Here is an 18,215-nt window from a genome sequence, read left to right on the forward strand (position 1 = left end):
ACATGAAGCTGCTGAATTTGTCCCGTTATCAAGTGAAACTGTTTACATTATGCTTGCTGCTCGGCGCCATTCCCGTCGTGGTGCTGGGCATTTTTTCATATGCCAAATCATCGGGTTTGATTGAAGATAAGGTGCTGCAGGGAAATGACCAGCTGCTGCTCCAGATCCAGACCCAGCTTGAGAATACGTTGAAGGTCGTCGACTTCTCCATCTTTCAATTTGCGAATTCGCAGGAGGTTGGCGATGTCCTTCAAAAGCCGATTCAAGCCAGGGATTTTCCGCTTGTCGATAAATTGCTGGATATGCTGCAGCGCATCCAGATCTACGAGCTGGGGATCCGTGACATCCATCTGATCAATATCGATCATCAATGGATGATCAGCAACAAGGGATATGCCAGGCTGGACGAATCCGCAGATGCGGACCGGATCTCATCGTTCTCGGCGATCGATAAGCCCTTGGCGTGGACAACGGAATTATCGGATGGCAGCGGCGGGAAACCGGGAAGCTCGGATATATACCTGGTCAAGCGGTTTCCGAGCTATTCGGGAAGCCCGCATGCGCTGCTTGTGGCGGAAATGTCGAGCCAGGAGCTTTTCAAGCTGCTGCCGACAAGCAGCAATCTGGGATTCATGGTCATCTTGGATGATAAAGGAAATCTGATCGCCAGCAGTCCGAAGTCAGGAATGAACAGGTCTCTGCAAGATTCGCCTCCGCTCGCAGACATCAAGCTGGCAGCTGAAATGAGCGGCTACCGGACGGGTCAAATCGGCCAGGAAAAATACGGATTTACATTCCGGAAGTCATCCTATAACGGCTGGACTTACCTGCTGATTGTTTCGCTGGACAGCATTGGCCGCGAATCGCAGGCTATCGGCTGGGCGACAGTATGGGCTTGCGTTATCATTATCGCCATGATCATTATCCTGTCTCTGCGGGGGACCAGTAAGCTCTATTCGCCTCTTCGCACGCTCTATCAGAAGATGGCCGATCCGGCCGAGGTATTGGATCCCCAGGAGCGGAACGACGAGTTCAGGGTCATCGAACGGCGGATGGAGAGGATGTTCCGAAGCAATATGGATATGACCAGCAGCGTTCAGAAGCTGCAGCAGCAGTTAAAGCCGTTCATGATTTTCAAGCTGGTGCAGGGCGGATTGCCGGCCAAGGAAATCGAGGAGCAGCTGCAGCTGTTCGGCTATTCGCAAGGCTTCAACTGGCTTGCGGTAGTGACCATACAGATCAATGCGCTGGAAGGTACCCGGTACCTGGAAGGCGATCGCGATTTGCTGCTGTTTGCAATCAGCAACATCGTCGAGGAAACGGTGCCTTTCGAGCATCGATTGAGCCCTGTCGTCATCGAGCAATCGCAGGTTACGGTCATCAGAGGCGATCAGGAATCCACGGATGGATTCAAGGCATTCCTGCTGGACATAATCAGGCAGGTTCAACAAAATATACAGGCGTATCTGGGGCTATCCGTCAGTGCGGGAATCAGCCGCCCTTACAAAACATACGGTGCCACGCCAAAGGCGTACGCGGAAGGGCTCGATGCGCTGAAATACCGGATTACGAAGGATACCGAAACGATCCTCTTTATTGAGGATGAGGAGCCTGAGCTGCAGATGGTGTTTTTTCCTGAGCATTTGGAGAAGCAGCTTGTCGAGGCTGTGCGATTTTCGGATGAGAGACGGGCCGCAGTCTTATTGGGTGAGTTTCTGCAGATTTTGTCCAACAGGGAGCTTACGCACAATCAGATGCAGAACTGGCTGATCAAGCTGCTGCTCGATTTGCTGTATATTACGGAGCAGTCCGATGCTGCCTCCTCCCAGCTCAATGCGAATGCGATTCAACTGTCTGAACAGCTTAAGAGGCTTAATACGGTGCAGGAAATCGAGCTTTGGTTCCTCCGGCAGATTGTCGAACCCGCCATTCGCATGGGGGAAATGAGCAACGAGGGTCCGTTTCACAAAATAGCCAATGAAGTTGTCCGCATTATACAGAGCGAATACGACCGTGAGCTGACCCAGGAGGAATGCGCATCAAGGCTTAATTATCATCCCAGTTATATCCGGCGCGCTTTGAAGAAAAGCATGAATACCAATTTTACCGATTATTTGCTGGCATACCGGATGGAGGTCGCCAAGAAGTGGCTGACCGACACGGAAATGAGGATTGCCGACATGTCCAAAAAGCTTCAATACAATAATCCGCAAAATTTCATCCGTTATTTCAAGAAGGTTACAGGCATGACGCCGGGCCAATATCGGGAAATGTGCTGCAATGACAACGAATGAAATGATTCAGGGAGGAAACAACGATGAAGAACAGTTATTCGGACTTATCCTATTTGCATTTGGACGGCTCTCTTAACCAGGGCAAGATCAGCGTGGGCACTGACGAGCTGGAAGCGGCGGCCAATTCACGGGTGCTGCAGGTGGATGATATTCAATCGCCGGTCATTATAGAATCCATGGAGCTTCTCTTCAATAATGGGCTGTATTTCCTCAGGGCCCGGTCCAAGGACGGCTCGGAAGGCGTGGCAGTGGCAAGCGAACGCGCCGAATATCTGCATCCTCTGCTCAAGCAGCTGATCATTCCGTATTTTATAGGCAAAGACGTGCGTGATCTTGAAAAGCTGCTGGATGGCGTTTACGTTCATGAGAGCAATTATAAGCTGTCCGGTCTTGCATTATGGTGCTGCATCTCATGGGTCGAAGCGAGTCTGCTCGATATGCTGGGCCGCATAAGCGGCAAGCCGGTCGGAGACCTTCTGGGAGGCGTTATCCGCAGCGAGGTGCCCATTTATGTAGCCAGCGGCAACAGGGGAACGACGCCCGAAGAAGAAATCGAGGTGCTGCAGGGCAAAGTGGCAGAAACGGGCGCAAAAGCGATTAAGTTCAAGGTAGGCGGCCGAATGAGCAAAAACGCCGATTCGATTCAAGGGCGCTCGGAAAGCCTGATCTACCTGACGCGAAAAGTATTTGGCGAGGACATGACCATTCATGCGGATGGGAACGGCTCTTACGACCCGCCCAAGGCAATCGAATACGGCAAAATGCTGGAGGAAATCAACGCATTCTTCTATGAAGAGCCCTGTCCCTTCGAGCATCTGGAGGATACCAGGGAGGTTGCGGACGCCCTTGCTGTCCCCCTGGCATTCGGAGAGCAGGAGACAAGCATGCGGCGGTTCAGGTGGATCATCGACAATGACGCCGCTCAGGTCGTGCAGCCGGATCTGCAGTATAACGGAGGCTTTATCAGAAATACCAGGGTCGCCAGAATGGCCGCTCTGAAGGGGATCGCCGTCACTCCGCACATATCCAGCGGGTACGGCTACGTATATGTGCTTCATTTTGCTTCCTATATCCCGAATATCGGGAAATTTCAGGAAAACAAAACCGGGGTTAAGGAAACCGGCAGCCTGTTCACTCCGCAAATGGAAGTCAAGGACGGTGTGATGAAAGCGCCGACAGGCCCGGGGCTGGGTATGGACCACACCGAGGTTAACCGCGTGCTGCGTAAGGCTTTCCTGGTTTAACCGGAACAACTGTTAAAAAGATGAACGAAGTCCGCAGGTTTTCACCGGGACTTGAAGGGAGAAGGAGCATCTGTCATGTGGACCCCTGACGCTTTCCTCGAACAAATCTATGAGCGTACTCCCGATTATTCTTTCAAATCGGGGACGTATGCAGAATGGGCGGATTGGAGGCCGGCACTTGTTAATGCTTTGAAAAGGGCCATCGTTCTGCCTGCTGCAGAAGCTGTCAATCCGGACCCGGTTGTTCTCGGGCGGGAGGATTATGGAGCATACGTCCGGGAGCATTTACTGCTCCGTACGGCTCCCCATTTAACAATGCCGTGTTATTTGCTGATACCTAAAAATGCGGTGCCGCCTTATCCGGCAGTGATCGCCTGTCCCGGTCACGGATACGGTTATAAACAGCTGATCGGCCTGCTCCCCGACGGAAGCGACCGGGCCGGAGAACCGGGAAGCTACAAGGATTATCCCGTCGAGCTGGTCAAACGGGGAATGCTGGTAATCGTTCCCGAATTATTGGGACTCGGGGACAGGAGGCTGGAGCAGGACCAGGCCAAGGATCCCAAAGAAAATTCATGCTTCCGGCTGGCGACGAACCTGCTGATGGCCGGAAAAACACTTGCCGGGTACCGTGTGCATGAAATGATCTGCTGTGCCGACTATTTAGAATCCCGCAGCGACACGGTCCCAGGCAGAATCGGAAGCATGGGATTCTCTGGAGGAGGGCTGGTCACGGCATTAACGGCTGCCATCGATGACAGAATCGGCCCGGTCGTTATCAGCGGGTATACCAACACCTTCAGAGACAGCATTCTGGCAAAGCCTCATTGTGCCGACAATTACATTCCCGGGCTTCTGCAATATGCCGAAATGCCGGATATTTGGGGCTTGATCGCGCCCAGGCCGCTGCTGATAGAGGCGGGCCAGGAAGACAGCGGATTTCCGATTCAGGGAGCGGTGAAGGCGATAGAACATTTGCGTTCCATTTATCGTGCAGCGAATGCGGAAGAAGAGCTGGTTCAGGATATTCATTCGGGAAAACACGAGGTTTCCGGCCGCCTTGCATTCGACTGGCTTGAGACTAATTTGAATGGAAGGCCGGAATGCGGATAATGCGTACAGCATGATAATGAAAGCGCACACAAAAATGCTTGCCATTCCTCTGGCGCTGCAGTACGTTAGTAGTATAAAGGAGGAATGAAATGATGGAACGGACAAATCTGCATCTACCCAGAAGTCAGCCGGAAGCACAAGGAATTCCCTCCGCAGCTGTAATTGATTTTTTGAATGCCGTGCAAGAACGAGATCTGGAGCTGCACAGTCTGATGATACTCAGGCACGGCCAGGTAATAGCGGAGGGCTGGTGGGCTCCCTATGCATCCCATCTTCCCCATATGCTGTTCTCGCTCAGCAAAAGCTTTACCTCCACCGCCATCGGCTTCGCCGCTGCGGAAGGGTTGCTGTCAGTGGATGATGCTGTTCTATCGTTCTTCCCGGACGATGCCCCCGCGGCAATCGAACCGAATTTGGCGGCTATGCGCATCCGCCATTTGCTCATGATGGGAACGGGCAATGACAAGGACACCACAAGCGGGATGCAGCAGAGCGAAGACGGCAATTGGGCCAAAGCCTTTCTTGCGGCTCCCGTCGAGCACGAGCCCGGTACTCATTTTGTTTACAATAGCGGAGCTACCTATATGCTCTCCGCCATCCTGCAGAAGGTTACAGGCCAGACCCTGCTGGAATATTTGCAGCCGCGCCTGATCGAACCGCTTGGCATAAAGGGAGCGGCCTGGGATGTCTGTCCCCGGGGAATCAATGTCGGAGGCTGGGGATTAAACGTTACCACAGAGGATATCGCCAGGTTCGGCCAGTTATATCTTCAGAAAGGGATGTGGAATGGACAGCGTCTCCTGACGGAGGAGTGGATCGCGGAAGCGACGTCCAGCCAAATATCCAACGGAGACGGCGGAGTTAATGATTGGGCGCAGGGCTACGGCTATCAGTTCTGGCGTTGCAGGCATGGGGTATATCGCGGTGACGGCGCATTCGGGCAATTCTGTATCGTGATGCCGGAGCAGGACGCCGTTATCGCAATCACAAGCGGCACCAACGATATGCAGGGTGTCATGAACGCCGTCTGGGATCACTTGCTCCCTGCGATGCAGCCGTCGCCGCTTTCTCCGGAACCGCAATCGCAGGCGCAGCTTGAATCCCGACTGGAGGCGCTGGCCATCCAACTGCCGCGGCTGCAGCCGGATTCCCCTCTGGAAGAAGCTTTCTCCGGCAGGGAATATGAGCTTGAAGATAATGAACAGAAGTGGAAGAGCCTATCCGTTTCCTTCGAAGACAAGGGTGCAACCATCGTTCTCCGTAAACAGGACAATGAATACAGCATTAACCTGGGCCGGGGCGAGTGGGTGGAAGGCTCCACGCGGCTGCTTCAGGATCAGGATAAACGCCTCGCTGCGAGCTTTACGTGGCAGCAGCCGGACACGCTTCAATTGACGCTGAGGCTTGTCGAAACGCCATTTTCTATTAACAGCCAGATCCTGTTTGACGGGGACAATATCCTGTTGAAGCAGAATTCAAACATTTTATCCGCCGCTCAGGCTGAAATCCGCGGACGGTTAACGGAATTGGCGTAGAGGTCCGGCGACTGTGCAGGCGGAAGACGGTTCAGCAATGCGCGGTCCTGGATTTTGCTATTAGTTTACCTTATCGAATGTATACGTTTCACACCTATAAATTTCTATAAGGCTGACGGAAGAAACTGGCTTTCCCGCCAAAAGGACGACGAAGCCGGTACTTCTTAACCTTATAGAATATAAATTTCACATATATCTATTTCGATAAGGTCCCAGGGAAGAAGCCTGCTGTGCCGCCAAAAGGACGGCGGCCTCCGTTTCTTCTTGAACAATGGAACAAGGCTGCCGGAGCAATCCGGCGGCCTTTTCGATGTCTCTGTCATCAATTTGCCACAAAAAAGCGGCTCATTTGGCTGATTTGTCCCATATCGGCTGCCGCCCGTAAAAAAAATTGCGGATTACAAAGCTTGATTAATGCGGGCCAACTTTTTCTGTGGTAAGATAGAAAAAGTCATTGATAATGATTATCAGTATTATTGCTAGAGGGAGGCCTTCCGACTCGTCCGCTATGAAATGGAGTAAAGGATTCATCACAGGAATATGGTTTGCCGCTGCAGCGGCAGTATTGCTTCTCAGTATGTTTTTTGCTATATCCTACGGCGCCAAGGATATGACGCTTGCCACTGTATGGGCGGCCGTTTTTCATTATGATTCCACCGTGACAACCCATCAGATCATTCATGAATTCAGGCTTCCCCGCGTATTGGGGGCCATGATTACAGGCATGGCTTTTGCGGTGTCGGGTGCGCTTATGCAGGGTGTCACGAGAAATCCGATGGCGGACAGCGGCATCCTTGGCGTCAATGCGGGGGCAGCGTTCGTTGTTGCGCTCTGCTTTGCTTTCCTGCCCGGCTTATCCTACTCCATGCTGATGATCTTCTCATTCATCGGGGCGGCGCTGACTACCTTGTTTATAATGGGGCTCGGCTCGGCTGCGAAAGGCGGACTTACTTCCCTGCGGCTCACGATAGCCGGAGCGGTTGTCGCAGCCATGCTTCATTCACTCAGTACCGGAATTGCGATCTACTTCGACTTGAGTCAGGATCTGGCTTTCTGGTATGCCGGAGGGGTAGCGGGTGTCACCTGGGAGCATCTGAGGGTGCTGGTTCCTGTGATTATGCTTACTTTGATCTGGTCCGTTACGATGGGACGCTCCATTACCTTCCTGTCGCTAGGGGAGGAGTCGGCTGTGAGTCTGGGTGTGCGGACCGGGAGAATCCGTCTGCTCGGTATGACGGCTGCCGTCATTCTGGCCGGAACATCCGTATCGGCGGCAGGCTCCATCGGGTTTGTCGGCCTCGTTGTTCCGCATATCGCACGGCGGCTGATCGGAGTGGATTACCGGATATTGATACCCTTATCCGCTATGCTGGGAGCGGTGCTGCTCATTTGGGCGGATTTCGCGTCCCGGATGGTCAGCCCTCCCAGAGAGTTTGCGATCGGGGCAATGGTTTCACTTGTAGGTGTGCCTTTCTTTCTTTACCTGGCACGTAAAGAAAGGAGAGATTTGTAGATGGACATCGAGGCGCAGGCCAAAAAAAGAACAAGACGCGCATTTTATGCCAGTCTTATCCTGTTCCTGGTTGCACTGGCGGTTGTGCTCATCAGCCTGAATACCGGCACGATCCGCTTATCCCCGTTAGCCGTGGGACGGACGCTGCTCGGGAACGGCTCAACGGATGAAACGATGATCATGTTCGATTTCCGGCTTCCCCGTATCCTGATCACGATGCTTGCAGGCATTGGACTTGGCATCTCCGGCGCTGTGCTTCAGGGGGTTTCCCGAAATTCGCTTGCCGATCCCGGCATACTCGGTATTCATGCAGGAGCGGCATTCGGACTTATGATCTTCGTGTCCTTCTTCCGCACGATGGAGGGCCCGTCCGCGCTGATGATTCCGATGTTTACCTTTGCAGGGGGAGCAGTGACGGCTGTTATCATTTTCATATTCGCCTATGACCGGTACAGAGGCTTGCTGCCGATCCGCCTGATACTGGTTGGAATCGCCGTTGCGGCCGGAATCAGCTCCGTTACGCTGCTGTTGTCCTTGCGGCTTGATGAGGATACCTATTCCTTCGCGGCCAGCTGGCTGGCCGGCAGCGTCTGGGGAAGAGACTGGATTCATGTATGGGCTCTGCTGCCGTGGATTGTACTGATCGTTCCCTTCATCTATATGCGCTCCCGGACACTGGATATCTTCGCCTTGGGCGACGATGTTGCGTCAGGCGTAGGCAGTCATGTGACGAAAAACCGGCTGCTCATGCTGTCGCTTGCGGTGGCGCTCTCCTGCGTCAGCGTCTCGATGGCAGGCGGGATCGGCTTTATCGGACTGGCGGCGCCCCATATCGCCAAACGGCTCGCCGGTCCGCAGCATCGGCATTTTCTGCCGGTCGCGGCGCTGGTGGGTCTGGTCATTCTCGTCGCAGCCGACACCATAGGACGATCGATTTTTCATCCCAATGCGATTCCGGCGGGGGTTGTGGTCGCAGCCATTGGAGGACCCTATTTTCTCTACCTGCTCTTCAAAACAGACAAATAAATTACACATCAATGGAGGAAAATCGACAATGAAGAAGGTTTTGGTACTCGTATCCATGATTATGATAATTGGTCTATTGGCCGCTTGCGGGCAATCGGCGGACTCCAACCAACCGGCACCGCAAAATACAGCAGGAAACACTACTGAAGGCGCGACGAATGAAGGAGCAGCTCCTGAGAACACCTCGACGGATACGGAGGCTCCGGCACCGGACTTTATCGTGCACGATGCGAACGCAAAAATTGCTTCTTTGTCCATCCATATTACCAGCAACCTGCTTGCTCTTGGCATCACGCCAATCGGTTCGGTGGTGGGCGGCGATGTGAAGGATTTTCTGCCCCATGTCGCGGATCTTCTGAAGGGTGCGACGAAATATGGAACCGTCTCCGATCCGGATATGGAAGCTCTGCTCGCCTCGAAGCCCGATTACATCTATCTCGATGAAGAATATTCAGGCAAGGACGTCTCCAAATTCGAGAAAATTGCCCCGACGATCGTTGTGGATATGAATAAAGGCACATGGCGCGACCATCTGAAGCTCCTTGCCCAGCATGTGGGGAAAGAGAAGGAAGCGGAAGCCTTTATCGAGGATTATGCTGCCAAAGCGGAGCGGGTTCAGACGCTGGTTCATAGTGAGCTCGGCGCGGACGCCAAGGTAATGGCCATTCGCATGACAGCCAAGGAGCTGCGCGTCATGAGCACCGGAAATCCTGTAGGGCCGATTATGTTCGATGATCTGAAGCTGAAGCCGGCGAGCGGCGTGGAGAAAATTGCCGCGGATAAGCCTTTCGAGGTTATTTCCAAAGAGGTCCTTCCGGATTTTGACACGGATGCGATCTTCGTGATTATCAGTGTCGGAAGCGAAGCGAAGAGCAATTTCGAAGAGATGGAGAAAAACGCGGTGTGGCAAAACCTGAAAGCCGTCAAAAACAAACATGTTTATATTCTTGACGGACAAAGATGGCTGGATTATTCCTCCATGGGTCAAAGCATGGCTCTGGATGACGCCGAGAAGCTGTTTGCCAAGTAAACGTCAGCGAAAGCGGCATATAAATGATGGGCTGTTTCAAAAGGCAGGATCTTATGGAGTCAGCCAGAGTCCGCCGGAGACAACCGATAAAACAAATGAAAGCACCATCGGAACCACGTATAACGTGGAGACGAGGGTGCTTTTTTTGACCATAAAGGGGCTATAAGTTTCACTAATGATACGAAGCAGCCAAGTCCTCAAGCTGAAATTCAAGGACCCCGCGGAGATGGACATGATCCAGCAAATGATCGCAAGCGTGGGCAATGTCACATCCGTCTATGCGCTTGGGGCGAAGGAACGGGCCGAGCTGATGAATGATATCAAGAAATACCGCGAGGAAATGATGGCCAAATTCATTTATGGCACGGTCTCTCCTGACGATGCGGGCTGGAACGAATATGTCAAAACGCATGACGAGAAGTATAAAGGCAATCAAGTGCGCGAAGCGATGCTGGACGATTTGAAAAAAGCGGGCGTCATTCAATAATTCCCCGGAAGCTTAATCCCTTCCGGCTTCATAGATCCGGGCAGCTACGAGGCCCGGGTCTGTTTTGGCTGTGGTCAAATGGTCGCCTTGGCCCTTGAGGAGACGGAACAGCCCCAGCCTGCTGGACATATGGGGATGCCAGCCGTACTCGCTGTTCCCTTGAGGCAGCACATTATCCTCCGTAAAGTATACATAGCTTGCCGGGAAATTCTGCGAGTAAAATTTCTTGAGGTCCAGCTTGTCGTAAGAAGGCTTGGCCGGTTCGGGCGCAATGCCGCTGTAAATACGGCGGGCTGTTTCCAGGCTGGCCAGATTGACGAAGGTTTCGCGAAAGAAGGGAAAGGGAAGCATAATCGTATCGTCCATTGAGCTTTCTCTCAGCTTCCGGAAGACCTCGAGCGCAGCGGGCGGAAACTCATCGGCTACCGCTTCTCCGTCTTTGATAATGAAGGCGTTGTAGAAGACCAGCCGCTTGATGCGTTCCGGCATAAGCTGGGCAACGGTTTGGACGACCGAACCGCCGAAGCTGTGTCCCACAAGGACGATATTCTGCAGATCTCTTGACGTGATGAAATCGGCAACGGATCGGGTAATCATCGCATGTGTGACATCTTTATTGGTGTCCGGGCCACGACCCGGATTGTCAGGTGTATAAACCGTGTGGCCCATTTTGCGAAGATGCGCGGCAATCCCGTTCCAGAAGCCCGCATCGGCCCAGGCTCCATGAATCAGTACAAAAGTAAGGCGCTGCGCGGACCATTTCTCCTGGTATGCCGCAGAGGGCAGCGATTCGGGAACCGGCGCAGACCACGTCGGCATAGGAGCAAAGGGAAAGCGGGAATTGAGGCGCAAATCGCCGGGATATAGCGGGTAGTATGGATACGGCCAGAAATATGGAGAAACAGGCAGCGGCATCAAAGAATTCCGGTGATAGCCGCCGTACCCTGATGGTACATTTCGATTCATAAGCTTTTAATCCCTTCGCGGATAGATGCTTCAATATATGCGGCGATCGCCCAGTCGGTTATTCATATTCTCTTAACGCAGATATTGACTCAAATTACGCTGGAGCATATCCACAACAAGCTCTTGAAGCTGTGTTGGCAGAACAACTTTCACTTCAGGTCCGAACTTGAGCAGCTGACGTGCCAGGAACGGCAGCTCCTCGAGAGGCACATCCTCCCGCCACTTGCCGCTATCGCCCACTGTATGAAAAAGCTGTTCGAATTGGGCGAGCCTTGCTCCTTCGGCAGTAAAATGCAGCAGAACCTCAACACCTGGACGATTATCGCTGGAAGCCATCCATTCCGTAAGCGTGGGAAGGCTGTCATCCGTACCGGCAAGCACGGCGGCTTGTTCAATTCGATCAACGCGGTAGAGGAGCACCCGCTCCTTATTCCGGGCAGGCATGTACCACAGTCCGTTTTCATAGTAGATGCCCAGCGGATACACTTGCGTTATCTTCCTGCCTGCCCGGGAATGATAGAGAAACTCGATGGATCTCTTGTCCATGGCTGCCTGCAGGAGCACTGTCGTAAACGGGGATGCGGCAGGCGGCCGCTGCTGATTGAAGACAATATGCTTTCTCATCCGATCAATGCCGTCCTGGGTATCGACCGGGAGGCTGGCATAATACTGCTCCGCCAAATGGGAGCGGGTGGACTCGAACGGGAAATCCGGTATTTTTTCCAGTGCCTGGAGCATCAGGAACAAGCCGAAGGCTTCATTTTGCGTAAGCTGCAGAGGAGGCAGAATCCGGTTCGGCAGGGCGCGGTAGCCACCGTGGGGTCCAACCTCCGTGTAAAGTGGGAAACCCATTTGCTGCAAATGGTCGAGATCCCGCTGAATGGTGCGGACCGATACGTCAAAGCGCTCAGCCAGCTCTCTGGCGGTGAATTTTTTCCGGGAATCGATGATCTGCATCATGGCTATTCTTCTTTTGTTCATTTCCATCACCTAATTACGTCATAATTTGTCGTAGATATACTGTAACATAAATTTCTGAAGGGAGCGATGAAGGATGAATATGAAGGAGGACATGCCGATGAAACCTTTGCATGGTAAAATAGCCGTAGTGGCCGGTTCGACCCGCGGGGCGGGGAGGGCGATCGCGGTGATGCTTGGAGCGGCGGGTGCGACGGTGTATTGCACGGGCCGCAGCGTCAGAGGAAATCCGTCGGACATTAACCGGCCGGAAACGATTCAAGAAACGGCGGAGATGGTGACGGCTGCCGGCGGTACGGGAATTCCCGTTCGGGTGGACCATACCGTGGAGGAAGAAGTGAAGTTATTGTTCGAACGGGTGAAAGCAGAACAAAACGGTGTTCTGGATATCCTCGTTAATGATATCTGGGGCGGGGAAAAGCTGTTTGAATGGAATACGCCCTTCTGGGAGCATTCCTTGTCCAACGGTTTGTTAATGCAGGACCGCGGAGTACGCACGCATATGATTACCAGTTATTATGCCGCACCGTTAATGGCTGCGAGAAAACAGGGATTAATCATCGAAGTGACCGATGGGATTGGCTATGGGTACCGTGTGAATTTATATTACAGCCTGGCCAAAATCTCGGCTATTCACCTGGCGGCTGCAATGGCTGAAGAGCTTCGTCCCTACCAGGTCACTGCGCTTGCAGTCACCCCCGGATTTCTTCGCTCGGAGCAGATGCTGGAGCATTTTGGGGTACAAGAAGCGAACTGGATGGATGCGGTTAAGCAGGAGCCCCATTACGCGGAATCGGAAACGCCGTATCTTCTCGGACAAGGAGTCGCCGCGCTCGCTGCGGATCCTGACGTATCGGAAAAGTCCGGGAAGGTCTTTGGCAGCTGGCAGCTATCCGACGAGTATGGCTTTGTTGATGTGGACGGCAGAAAACCCCATTGGGGGAACTATGCCAAAAAGCACGGCTTTCCTCATACGGAGTAGACTCGAGCCAGGAGCAGCCTGAACGATAAAATTCCATTAACCTTTGCTTATATTTCTGAGGGAAGAAACTAGCGGCTCCACCTTAGGACGGCGGAGCCGGTTCTTTTTGACTATATAAAATGTATAGGGTTCACGCTTATAATGTTCTATACGGTTTGAGGGGAGCAACTAACTCGGCCGTCAAGGACGGCTTCAGCGGTTTCTTCTTCTAATTGCAGCACAAACCCTCCAGGATCTGGGAAGGCCGATGATAAACCGGAGTCTTCATCTCACTCGACTTTTATTAAAAAAAAGGTAATACAAGGGGGTTCCATATGAAGGGAAAGCATCCTGTTATCCAATTTGGCGGCTCGAAGGTCGGACTGGGACCGCTGCGTGCGGAGTATATAGAGCTGTATTACAGATGGAACAGGCATTTTGTCCATGACCGGAACATCGACAAACCGGACCCGTTAACGCCGGAGGAGCAGGAGGAAGCCTTCCGTGATTTCTCGTCCAATCCGCGTTACATATTCTTCACAATCTATGACAAAGAACCCGCGCTCCCGGTCGGAATTGCGTATCTGGAAAGGGAAGATGCTCTCGCGGAGTTTGCTATTATTATTGGCGAAGAACAGCATCAAGGCAGAGGAATTGGTACGGAAGCCGCTCAATTAGTACTGGATTATGCTTTCACGGTATTGGGATTGCGGCAGGTTTCATTAGTCGTGGATGAATCCAATCCCGGGGCTATTCAAGCATACAAGAAAGCAGGCTTCAAAGAGGAAGGTAAACGAGCACCAGCTGGGGATATCGATGGACAAGCGTCCTATCAACTTACGATGAGCTGCCAGGCAGCGGACTTTGTGAGTCCGGTGCTGAAGGATTTGCTCGGGAAACGCAGTATAAAACCGGAATCTGCGTTTGGCGGTAACCATCAGGATTGAGCCGGTTTTGAGGCTGAACCAGAATCGACTCGTACACTCTGGGCAGCTTCGTCGGCGCGGAGCCGAAAATTAGTAGCTCTGATATTTTGACTAAATGGGCAAAAATTGTGTTCCCGTGACGCAATACCGCAATCCACAAGAAATCTTGGCACCCTTTGTGAGTGAAAATAGGGAGACAGGATTTTTTTGTTTATCGTAAAGAAGCTTCATGCTTGTGGAAGCCGAACCGGTTCGCGGAAAGCAAGCAATGACAGGCATGCCCGATAAGTCGGTGATAGAATGAATAACAAAGGGAGGTTATGCGGTTGGATTGGCTGACACGGATGAAAAATGCTCTGGACCTGATGGAGAATAGAATAGAGGAGCCTCTGGGAATCGAAGAAATTGCGAAAGCGGCTTTTTCATCCCCGTTTCATTTTCAGCGCATGTTTCATATGTTGACGGGAATGACGGTGGCCGAGTATATGCGTAAACGCAAATTGACCTTAGCCGCGCAGGAGCTCGCGGTCTCATCCTCGAAGGTAGTGGATGTAGCGCTCAAATACGGCTATGACTCGCCCGAGTCCTTCGCCAAGGCTTTCCGGAAAATTCACGGCATCGCTCCATCGGAGGCACGTAATCCGGGTGTTGTTCTTAAAGCATTTCCCCGCATTTCCTTCCAATTATCACTGAAGGGAGATACGAACGTGGATTATCGCATTGAGGAGAAAGAGGCTTTTGCTGTTGTGGGAAAGTCTGCTGCTGTCACATGCCAGGATAATGAGCATATGCGGCAAATCTCGAGCTTCTGGGAGGATGTCAACGGGACGGCACCGTTCACAGACTTGCTTCCATGAGTGAGGACGGAATCCTGTTTGGAATTATGACGGGTATGGAAGCGGGTAAAGAGGATTATCATTACATGATTGCCACCAAAGCAGCAGACAGCGCATCACCTGCAGAAGGGTTCACATTGGGGGAAATCCCCGCTTCCACTTGGGCGATATTCGTTTGTGTCGGGCCGGTGCCCGGAGCGATTCAGGATATGTTCGGCCGAATCTATCAAGAGTGGTTTCCGGCCACGGGATATGAACATTCCGGGGCGCCGGAAATGGAGGTATATCTGCCGGGTGATGTGGCTGCAGATGACTACCGCTGCGAGATTTGGACCCCCATTGTGAAAAAATAGGATCGCTTCAGAACAGCATTACAAGACCAGGGATGGCTTCGGCCTTCCTTGGTCTTTGTTTTTTTCGGCTCAAGCATAGAGAAACAGTATAGAAAAACCATAAAGTCCTATGACAGGGTTCCCAGATCATAACTGGATTGTATTTAGGGAAATCAATCCTTACCTTCTCACTTGCATTAGTGTTATAAAATGGACTCTGTAGGTGAAGATCGAAACAATACAACTGGAATGGAGGATTTACTGATGAACAGCGCCATCGAGATCCGGGGAGCCCGGGAAAACAATTTGAAGGATATTACGCTCCGCATCCCGAAACACAAGCTGGTTGTCCTGACCGGCCCATCCGGTTCAGGCAAATCGACGCTCGCCATGGATACGCTTCAGCGGGAATGCCAGCGGCAGTACATGGAATCGATGGGAATGACTTCGGAAGCCGTGGCCAAGCCGAAGGTCGACGCGATTGTGGGCTTGTCCCCTTCAATCAGCGTTGGGCAGCATGTTACCAACCGGAATCCGCGGTCGACGGTCGGCACGATAACGGATATCCATACGTATCTGCGCGTCATCTACGAGAAGCTGGGCGAACGGCTTTGTCCCCACTGCGGCAGCCGGTTTGTTCCCGGTCCGGAGAGCGGTGCGGCCGGCGCGGCAATCGGGGATGGGGAAGAGGATGAGAGGCAGTCCTCCATTCGCTGCCCCTACTGCGGGGGAGAGACGGAGCGTTTGACGCGCAGGCATTTCTCCTACAACACGCCGGAAGGCGCATGCGAAACATGCGACGGACTCGGTCACACCGTCACACTGAACCTGGAGGCCATCTTCGATGAAGAGAGGAGTCTCAGCGAAGGCTGCGTCACGATCTGGTACGACATGATCACCAAATACAACAGCTCCATCCTGAAGGCGGCTGCCGATTATTACGGTTTTGTATTCGATGCCGACCTTCCGCTCAAAAATTTTGACGTTGTGCAGCGCGATCTGCTGTATTACGGCGTCGAGAGCGAGGCATTCTCCGCTCATTATCCCGGCGTAAAACCGCCCAAGTCGGTTACAGGGGGCAAATTTGAAGGTGTTATTACCGGAATCTGGAGGAGGTACAAGGAGAAAGGCGGCGAATCAGGCGAAGCGGCATTGTTCCGCGAGCAAATATGCGGGGCATGCCAGGGCGCGCGGCTGAAGGAGGAAATCCGCCGGGTAACGGTGGGCGGCGCTTCCATCTCCGATATTTCCGGTTGGGCGCTGCAGGACGCGCTCGTCTGGCTGGACGGACTGATGGGGAGGCTGCAGTCTGATGAAAGGGAGCAGGTGGAAACGCTGCTGCATGATCTGACCGTCCGAACGAAGCGGATCGTCGATGTGGGACTCGGCTATCTTTCGCTCAGCCGCCAGTCGGTGTCCTTGTCCGGCGGTGAGGCGCAGCGGCTTCGGCTCGCTTCCATTCTCGGATCGGGTCTTACCGGGGTGCTGTATATTCTCGATGAGCCGACCGCCGGGCTGCATCCCCGCGATACGGCGGGCCTGATTCATGTGCTGAAGCAGCTGCGGGATTTGGGCAATACCGTGCTTGTGATCGAGCATGATATCGAAATGATGCAGGCTGCCGATCATGTGATCGACATGGGGCCGGGCGCGGGCAGCTTTGGCGGGAGCGTCGTCGGGGAAGGGACGCTGCGCGAGCTGATGGACAATCCGAAATCGGTCACGGGCGCTTTCCTGCGGGAAGCGGGAAGCCGGACAGGACCGCGTGAAAGACGGCCGGGAAACGGCACATTCCTGAATGTCCGCGATGCTTATGAACGGAATCTGAAGCATATCGACGTCAAGTTTCCGCTTGGCTGTCTTGTCGCTGTCACGGGCGTATCCGGCTCTGGCAAATCGACGCTGCTCTTCGATCTTGTGGCTGCGGGCGGTCGCGACGATCAGTTGCGCAGCGGGTGCGGGAGCATCACCGGCTTTGGCGGCATCGGCAATATTGTGACGGTTGACCAGTCGCCGATTGGGCGGATGAGCCGCTCCAATGTTGCGACTTACACGGACGTGTTCACCTCCATGCGCAGCCTGTACGCAGGCTTGCCCGAAGCGAAGCGGGCTGGGCTTACTCCCAAGCATTTCTCGTTCAACACGCCGGGCGGACGATGCGAGCATTGCCTCGGGCTTGGCGTCGTGCCGATGGATATGTTCTTCATGCCTGGGCTGGAGGTCCGCTGCCCGGTTTGCCGGGGCAAACGTTTCAAGGAAGAGGTGCTGCGCATCACCAGCAGCGGGCTTTCGATCTCCGATCTGCTGGACATGACCGTCCAGGAGAGCCTGCCGCTGCTTCAGGGCCTGATCAAGATGGACGGGCAGATCGCTTTATTGAACGAGGTTGGGCTCGGATATTTGCATTGGGGCCAGTCGGTCCGGACGCTGTCGGGAGGGGAAGGCCAGCGGATCCGGCTCGCCAAGGAGCTGGGCGGCAAAACCAAACGCCACTCGCTGTATTTGCTGGACGAGCCGTCGACCGGACTCCATCCGCGCGATACCCGGCAGCTGCTGGTGCTGCTGAACAAGCTGGTCGACGCTGGCAATACCGTGATCGTCGTGGAGCATAACCTCGATATTATCCGCGAATGCGACTGGGTCGTGGACATCGGCCCCGAAGGCGGAGACGGGGGCGGTGAAGTCGTTGCCTCAGGCACGCCTGAAGCGGTTGGAGCCGTCAGCGCCTCTCATACCGGACGCTTTCTGCGTGAAGCCTTGCTTCAATAACAATCCTTGTAAAGCCCACGTTTCCGGCATCCGACGGAGCGGGGGCTTTATTTTATTGTGAGAGTACGACGAAATGCGGGGCCGGTCGAAGTCTTGTAATTCGGGTACCGTCAGCTCCTGCCCTGAGAGGCGTGAATTACGAGCATATGGGAAAACCAGTCCTGCTGTTCAACTGGTCCGCCTTGCCGCTCTTGATTGAACGAAG

Annotated in this window: 13 protein-coding genes and 1 pseudogene; 12 read left to right on the forward strand and 2 right to left on the reverse strand. The window is 53.5% G+C overall.

Annotated features, from left to right (window positions below; all coding sequences use genetic code 11):
* The first annotated feature begins 2 nt into the window (after nt 1-2).
* From ACFOLF_RS32695 to ACFOLF_RS32730, 8 genes are all read left to right on the forward strand, one after another.
* On the forward strand, nt 3-2,294 hold the full coding sequence (locus ACFOLF_RS32695) for a helix-turn-helix domain-containing protein (RefSeq protein ID WP_210044015.1): 2,292 nt from the start codon (nt 3-5) through the stop codon (nt 2,292-2,294).
* 23 nt (nt 2,295-2,317) lie between these two features.
* Nucleotides 2,318-3,538, forward strand: a complete 1,221-nt coding sequence (locus tag ACFOLF_RS32700) for a mandelate racemase/muconate lactonizing enzyme family protein (RefSeq protein WP_210044014.1) — start codon at nt 2,318-2,320, stop codon at nt 3,536-3,538.
* A 75-nt stretch (nt 3,539-3,613) separates the two neighbouring features.
* Nucleotides 3,614-4,651: a dienelactone hydrolase family protein gene (locus ACFOLF_RS32705; protein ID WP_210044013.1), complete on the forward strand. Its 1,038-nt coding sequence runs from the start codon at nt 3,614-3,616 to the stop codon at nt 4,649-4,651.
* 89 nt (nt 4,652-4,740) lie between these two features.
* Nucleotides 4,741-6,186 (forward strand): serine hydrolase domain-containing protein, encoded by a 1,446-nt coding sequence (locus ACFOLF_RS32710; protein ID WP_379112600.1) that lies wholly within the window; start codon nt 4,741-4,743, stop codon nt 6,184-6,186.
* Nucleotides 6,187-6,646: 460 nt separating this feature from the next.
* Nucleotides 6,647-7,699 carry a FecCD family ABC transporter permease gene (locus ACFOLF_RS32715; RefSeq protein WP_210044012.1) on the forward strand — a complete coding sequence of 351 codons (1,053 nt, stop codon included), beginning with the start codon at nt 6,647-6,649 and terminating at the stop codon, nt 7,697-7,699.
* Nucleotides 7,700-8,725 carry a FecCD family ABC transporter permease gene (locus tag ACFOLF_RS32720; RefSeq protein ID WP_210044011.1) on the forward strand — a complete coding sequence of 342 codons (1,026 nt, stop codon included), beginning with the start codon at nt 7,700-7,702 and terminating at the stop codon, nt 8,723-8,725.
* Nucleotides 8,726-8,753: 28 nt separating this feature from the next.
* Nucleotides 8,754-9,755, forward strand: a complete 1,002-nt coding sequence (locus ACFOLF_RS32725; protein WP_210044010.1) for an ABC transporter substrate-binding protein — start codon at nt 8,754-8,756, stop codon at nt 9,753-9,755.
* Nucleotides 9,756-9,930: 175 nt separating this feature from the next.
* A complete protein-coding gene (locus ACFOLF_RS32730; RefSeq protein ID WP_210044009.1) occupies nt 9,931-10,242 on the forward strand; it encodes a hypothetical protein in 312 nt (103 codons plus the stop codon).
* A 12-nt stretch (nt 10,243-10,254) separates the two neighbouring features.
* On the opposite strand, the gene ACFOLF_RS32735 is transcribed toward ACFOLF_RS32730, so the two are convergent.
* Nucleotides 10,255-11,208: an alpha/beta fold hydrolase gene (locus ACFOLF_RS32735; RefSeq protein WP_379112603.1), complete on the reverse strand. Its 954-nt coding sequence runs from the start codon at nt 11,206-11,208 to the stop codon at nt 10,255-10,257.
* A gap of 72 nt (nt 11,209-11,280) precedes the next feature.
* On the reverse strand, nt 11,281-12,189 hold the full coding sequence (locus ACFOLF_RS32740) for a helix-turn-helix transcriptional regulator (RefSeq protein ID WP_210044008.1): 909 nt from the start codon (nt 12,187-12,189) through the stop codon (nt 11,281-11,283).
* Nucleotides 12,190-12,286: 97 nt separating this feature from the next.
* Between ACFOLF_RS32740 and ACFOLF_RS32745 the strand changes: the two genes are divergently transcribed.
* From ACFOLF_RS32745 to uvrA, 4 genes and pseudogenes are all read left to right on the forward strand, one after another.
* Nucleotides 12,287-13,168 carry an SDR family oxidoreductase gene (locus tag ACFOLF_RS32745; protein WP_210044007.1) on the forward strand — a complete coding sequence of 294 codons (882 nt, stop codon included), beginning with the start codon at nt 12,287-12,289 and terminating at the stop codon, nt 13,166-13,168.
* A gap of 314 nt (nt 13,169-13,482) precedes the next feature.
* Nucleotides 13,483-14,094 (forward strand): GNAT family N-acetyltransferase, encoded by a 612-nt coding sequence (locus ACFOLF_RS32750; protein WP_210044006.1) that lies wholly within the window; start codon nt 13,483-13,485, stop codon nt 14,092-14,094.
* A 299-nt stretch (nt 14,095-14,393) separates the two neighbouring features.
* Nucleotides 14,394-15,262: pseudogene (locus ACFOLF_RS32755) on the forward strand (AraC family transcriptional regulator).
* A gap of 243 nt (nt 15,263-15,505) precedes the next feature.
* Nucleotides 15,506-18,010, forward strand: a complete 2,505-nt coding sequence (gene uvrA / locus ACFOLF_RS32760; protein ID WP_210044005.1) for an excinuclease ABC subunit UvrA — start codon at nt 15,506-15,508, stop codon at nt 18,008-18,010.
* Nucleotides 18,011-18,215: the final 205 nt, after the last annotated feature.

Source organism: Paenibacillus sepulcri (assembly GCF_042647105.1).
GTDB classification, from domain to species: domain Bacteria; phylum Bacillota; class Bacilli; order Paenibacillales; family Paenibacillaceae; genus Paenibacillus_Z; species Paenibacillus_Z sepulcri.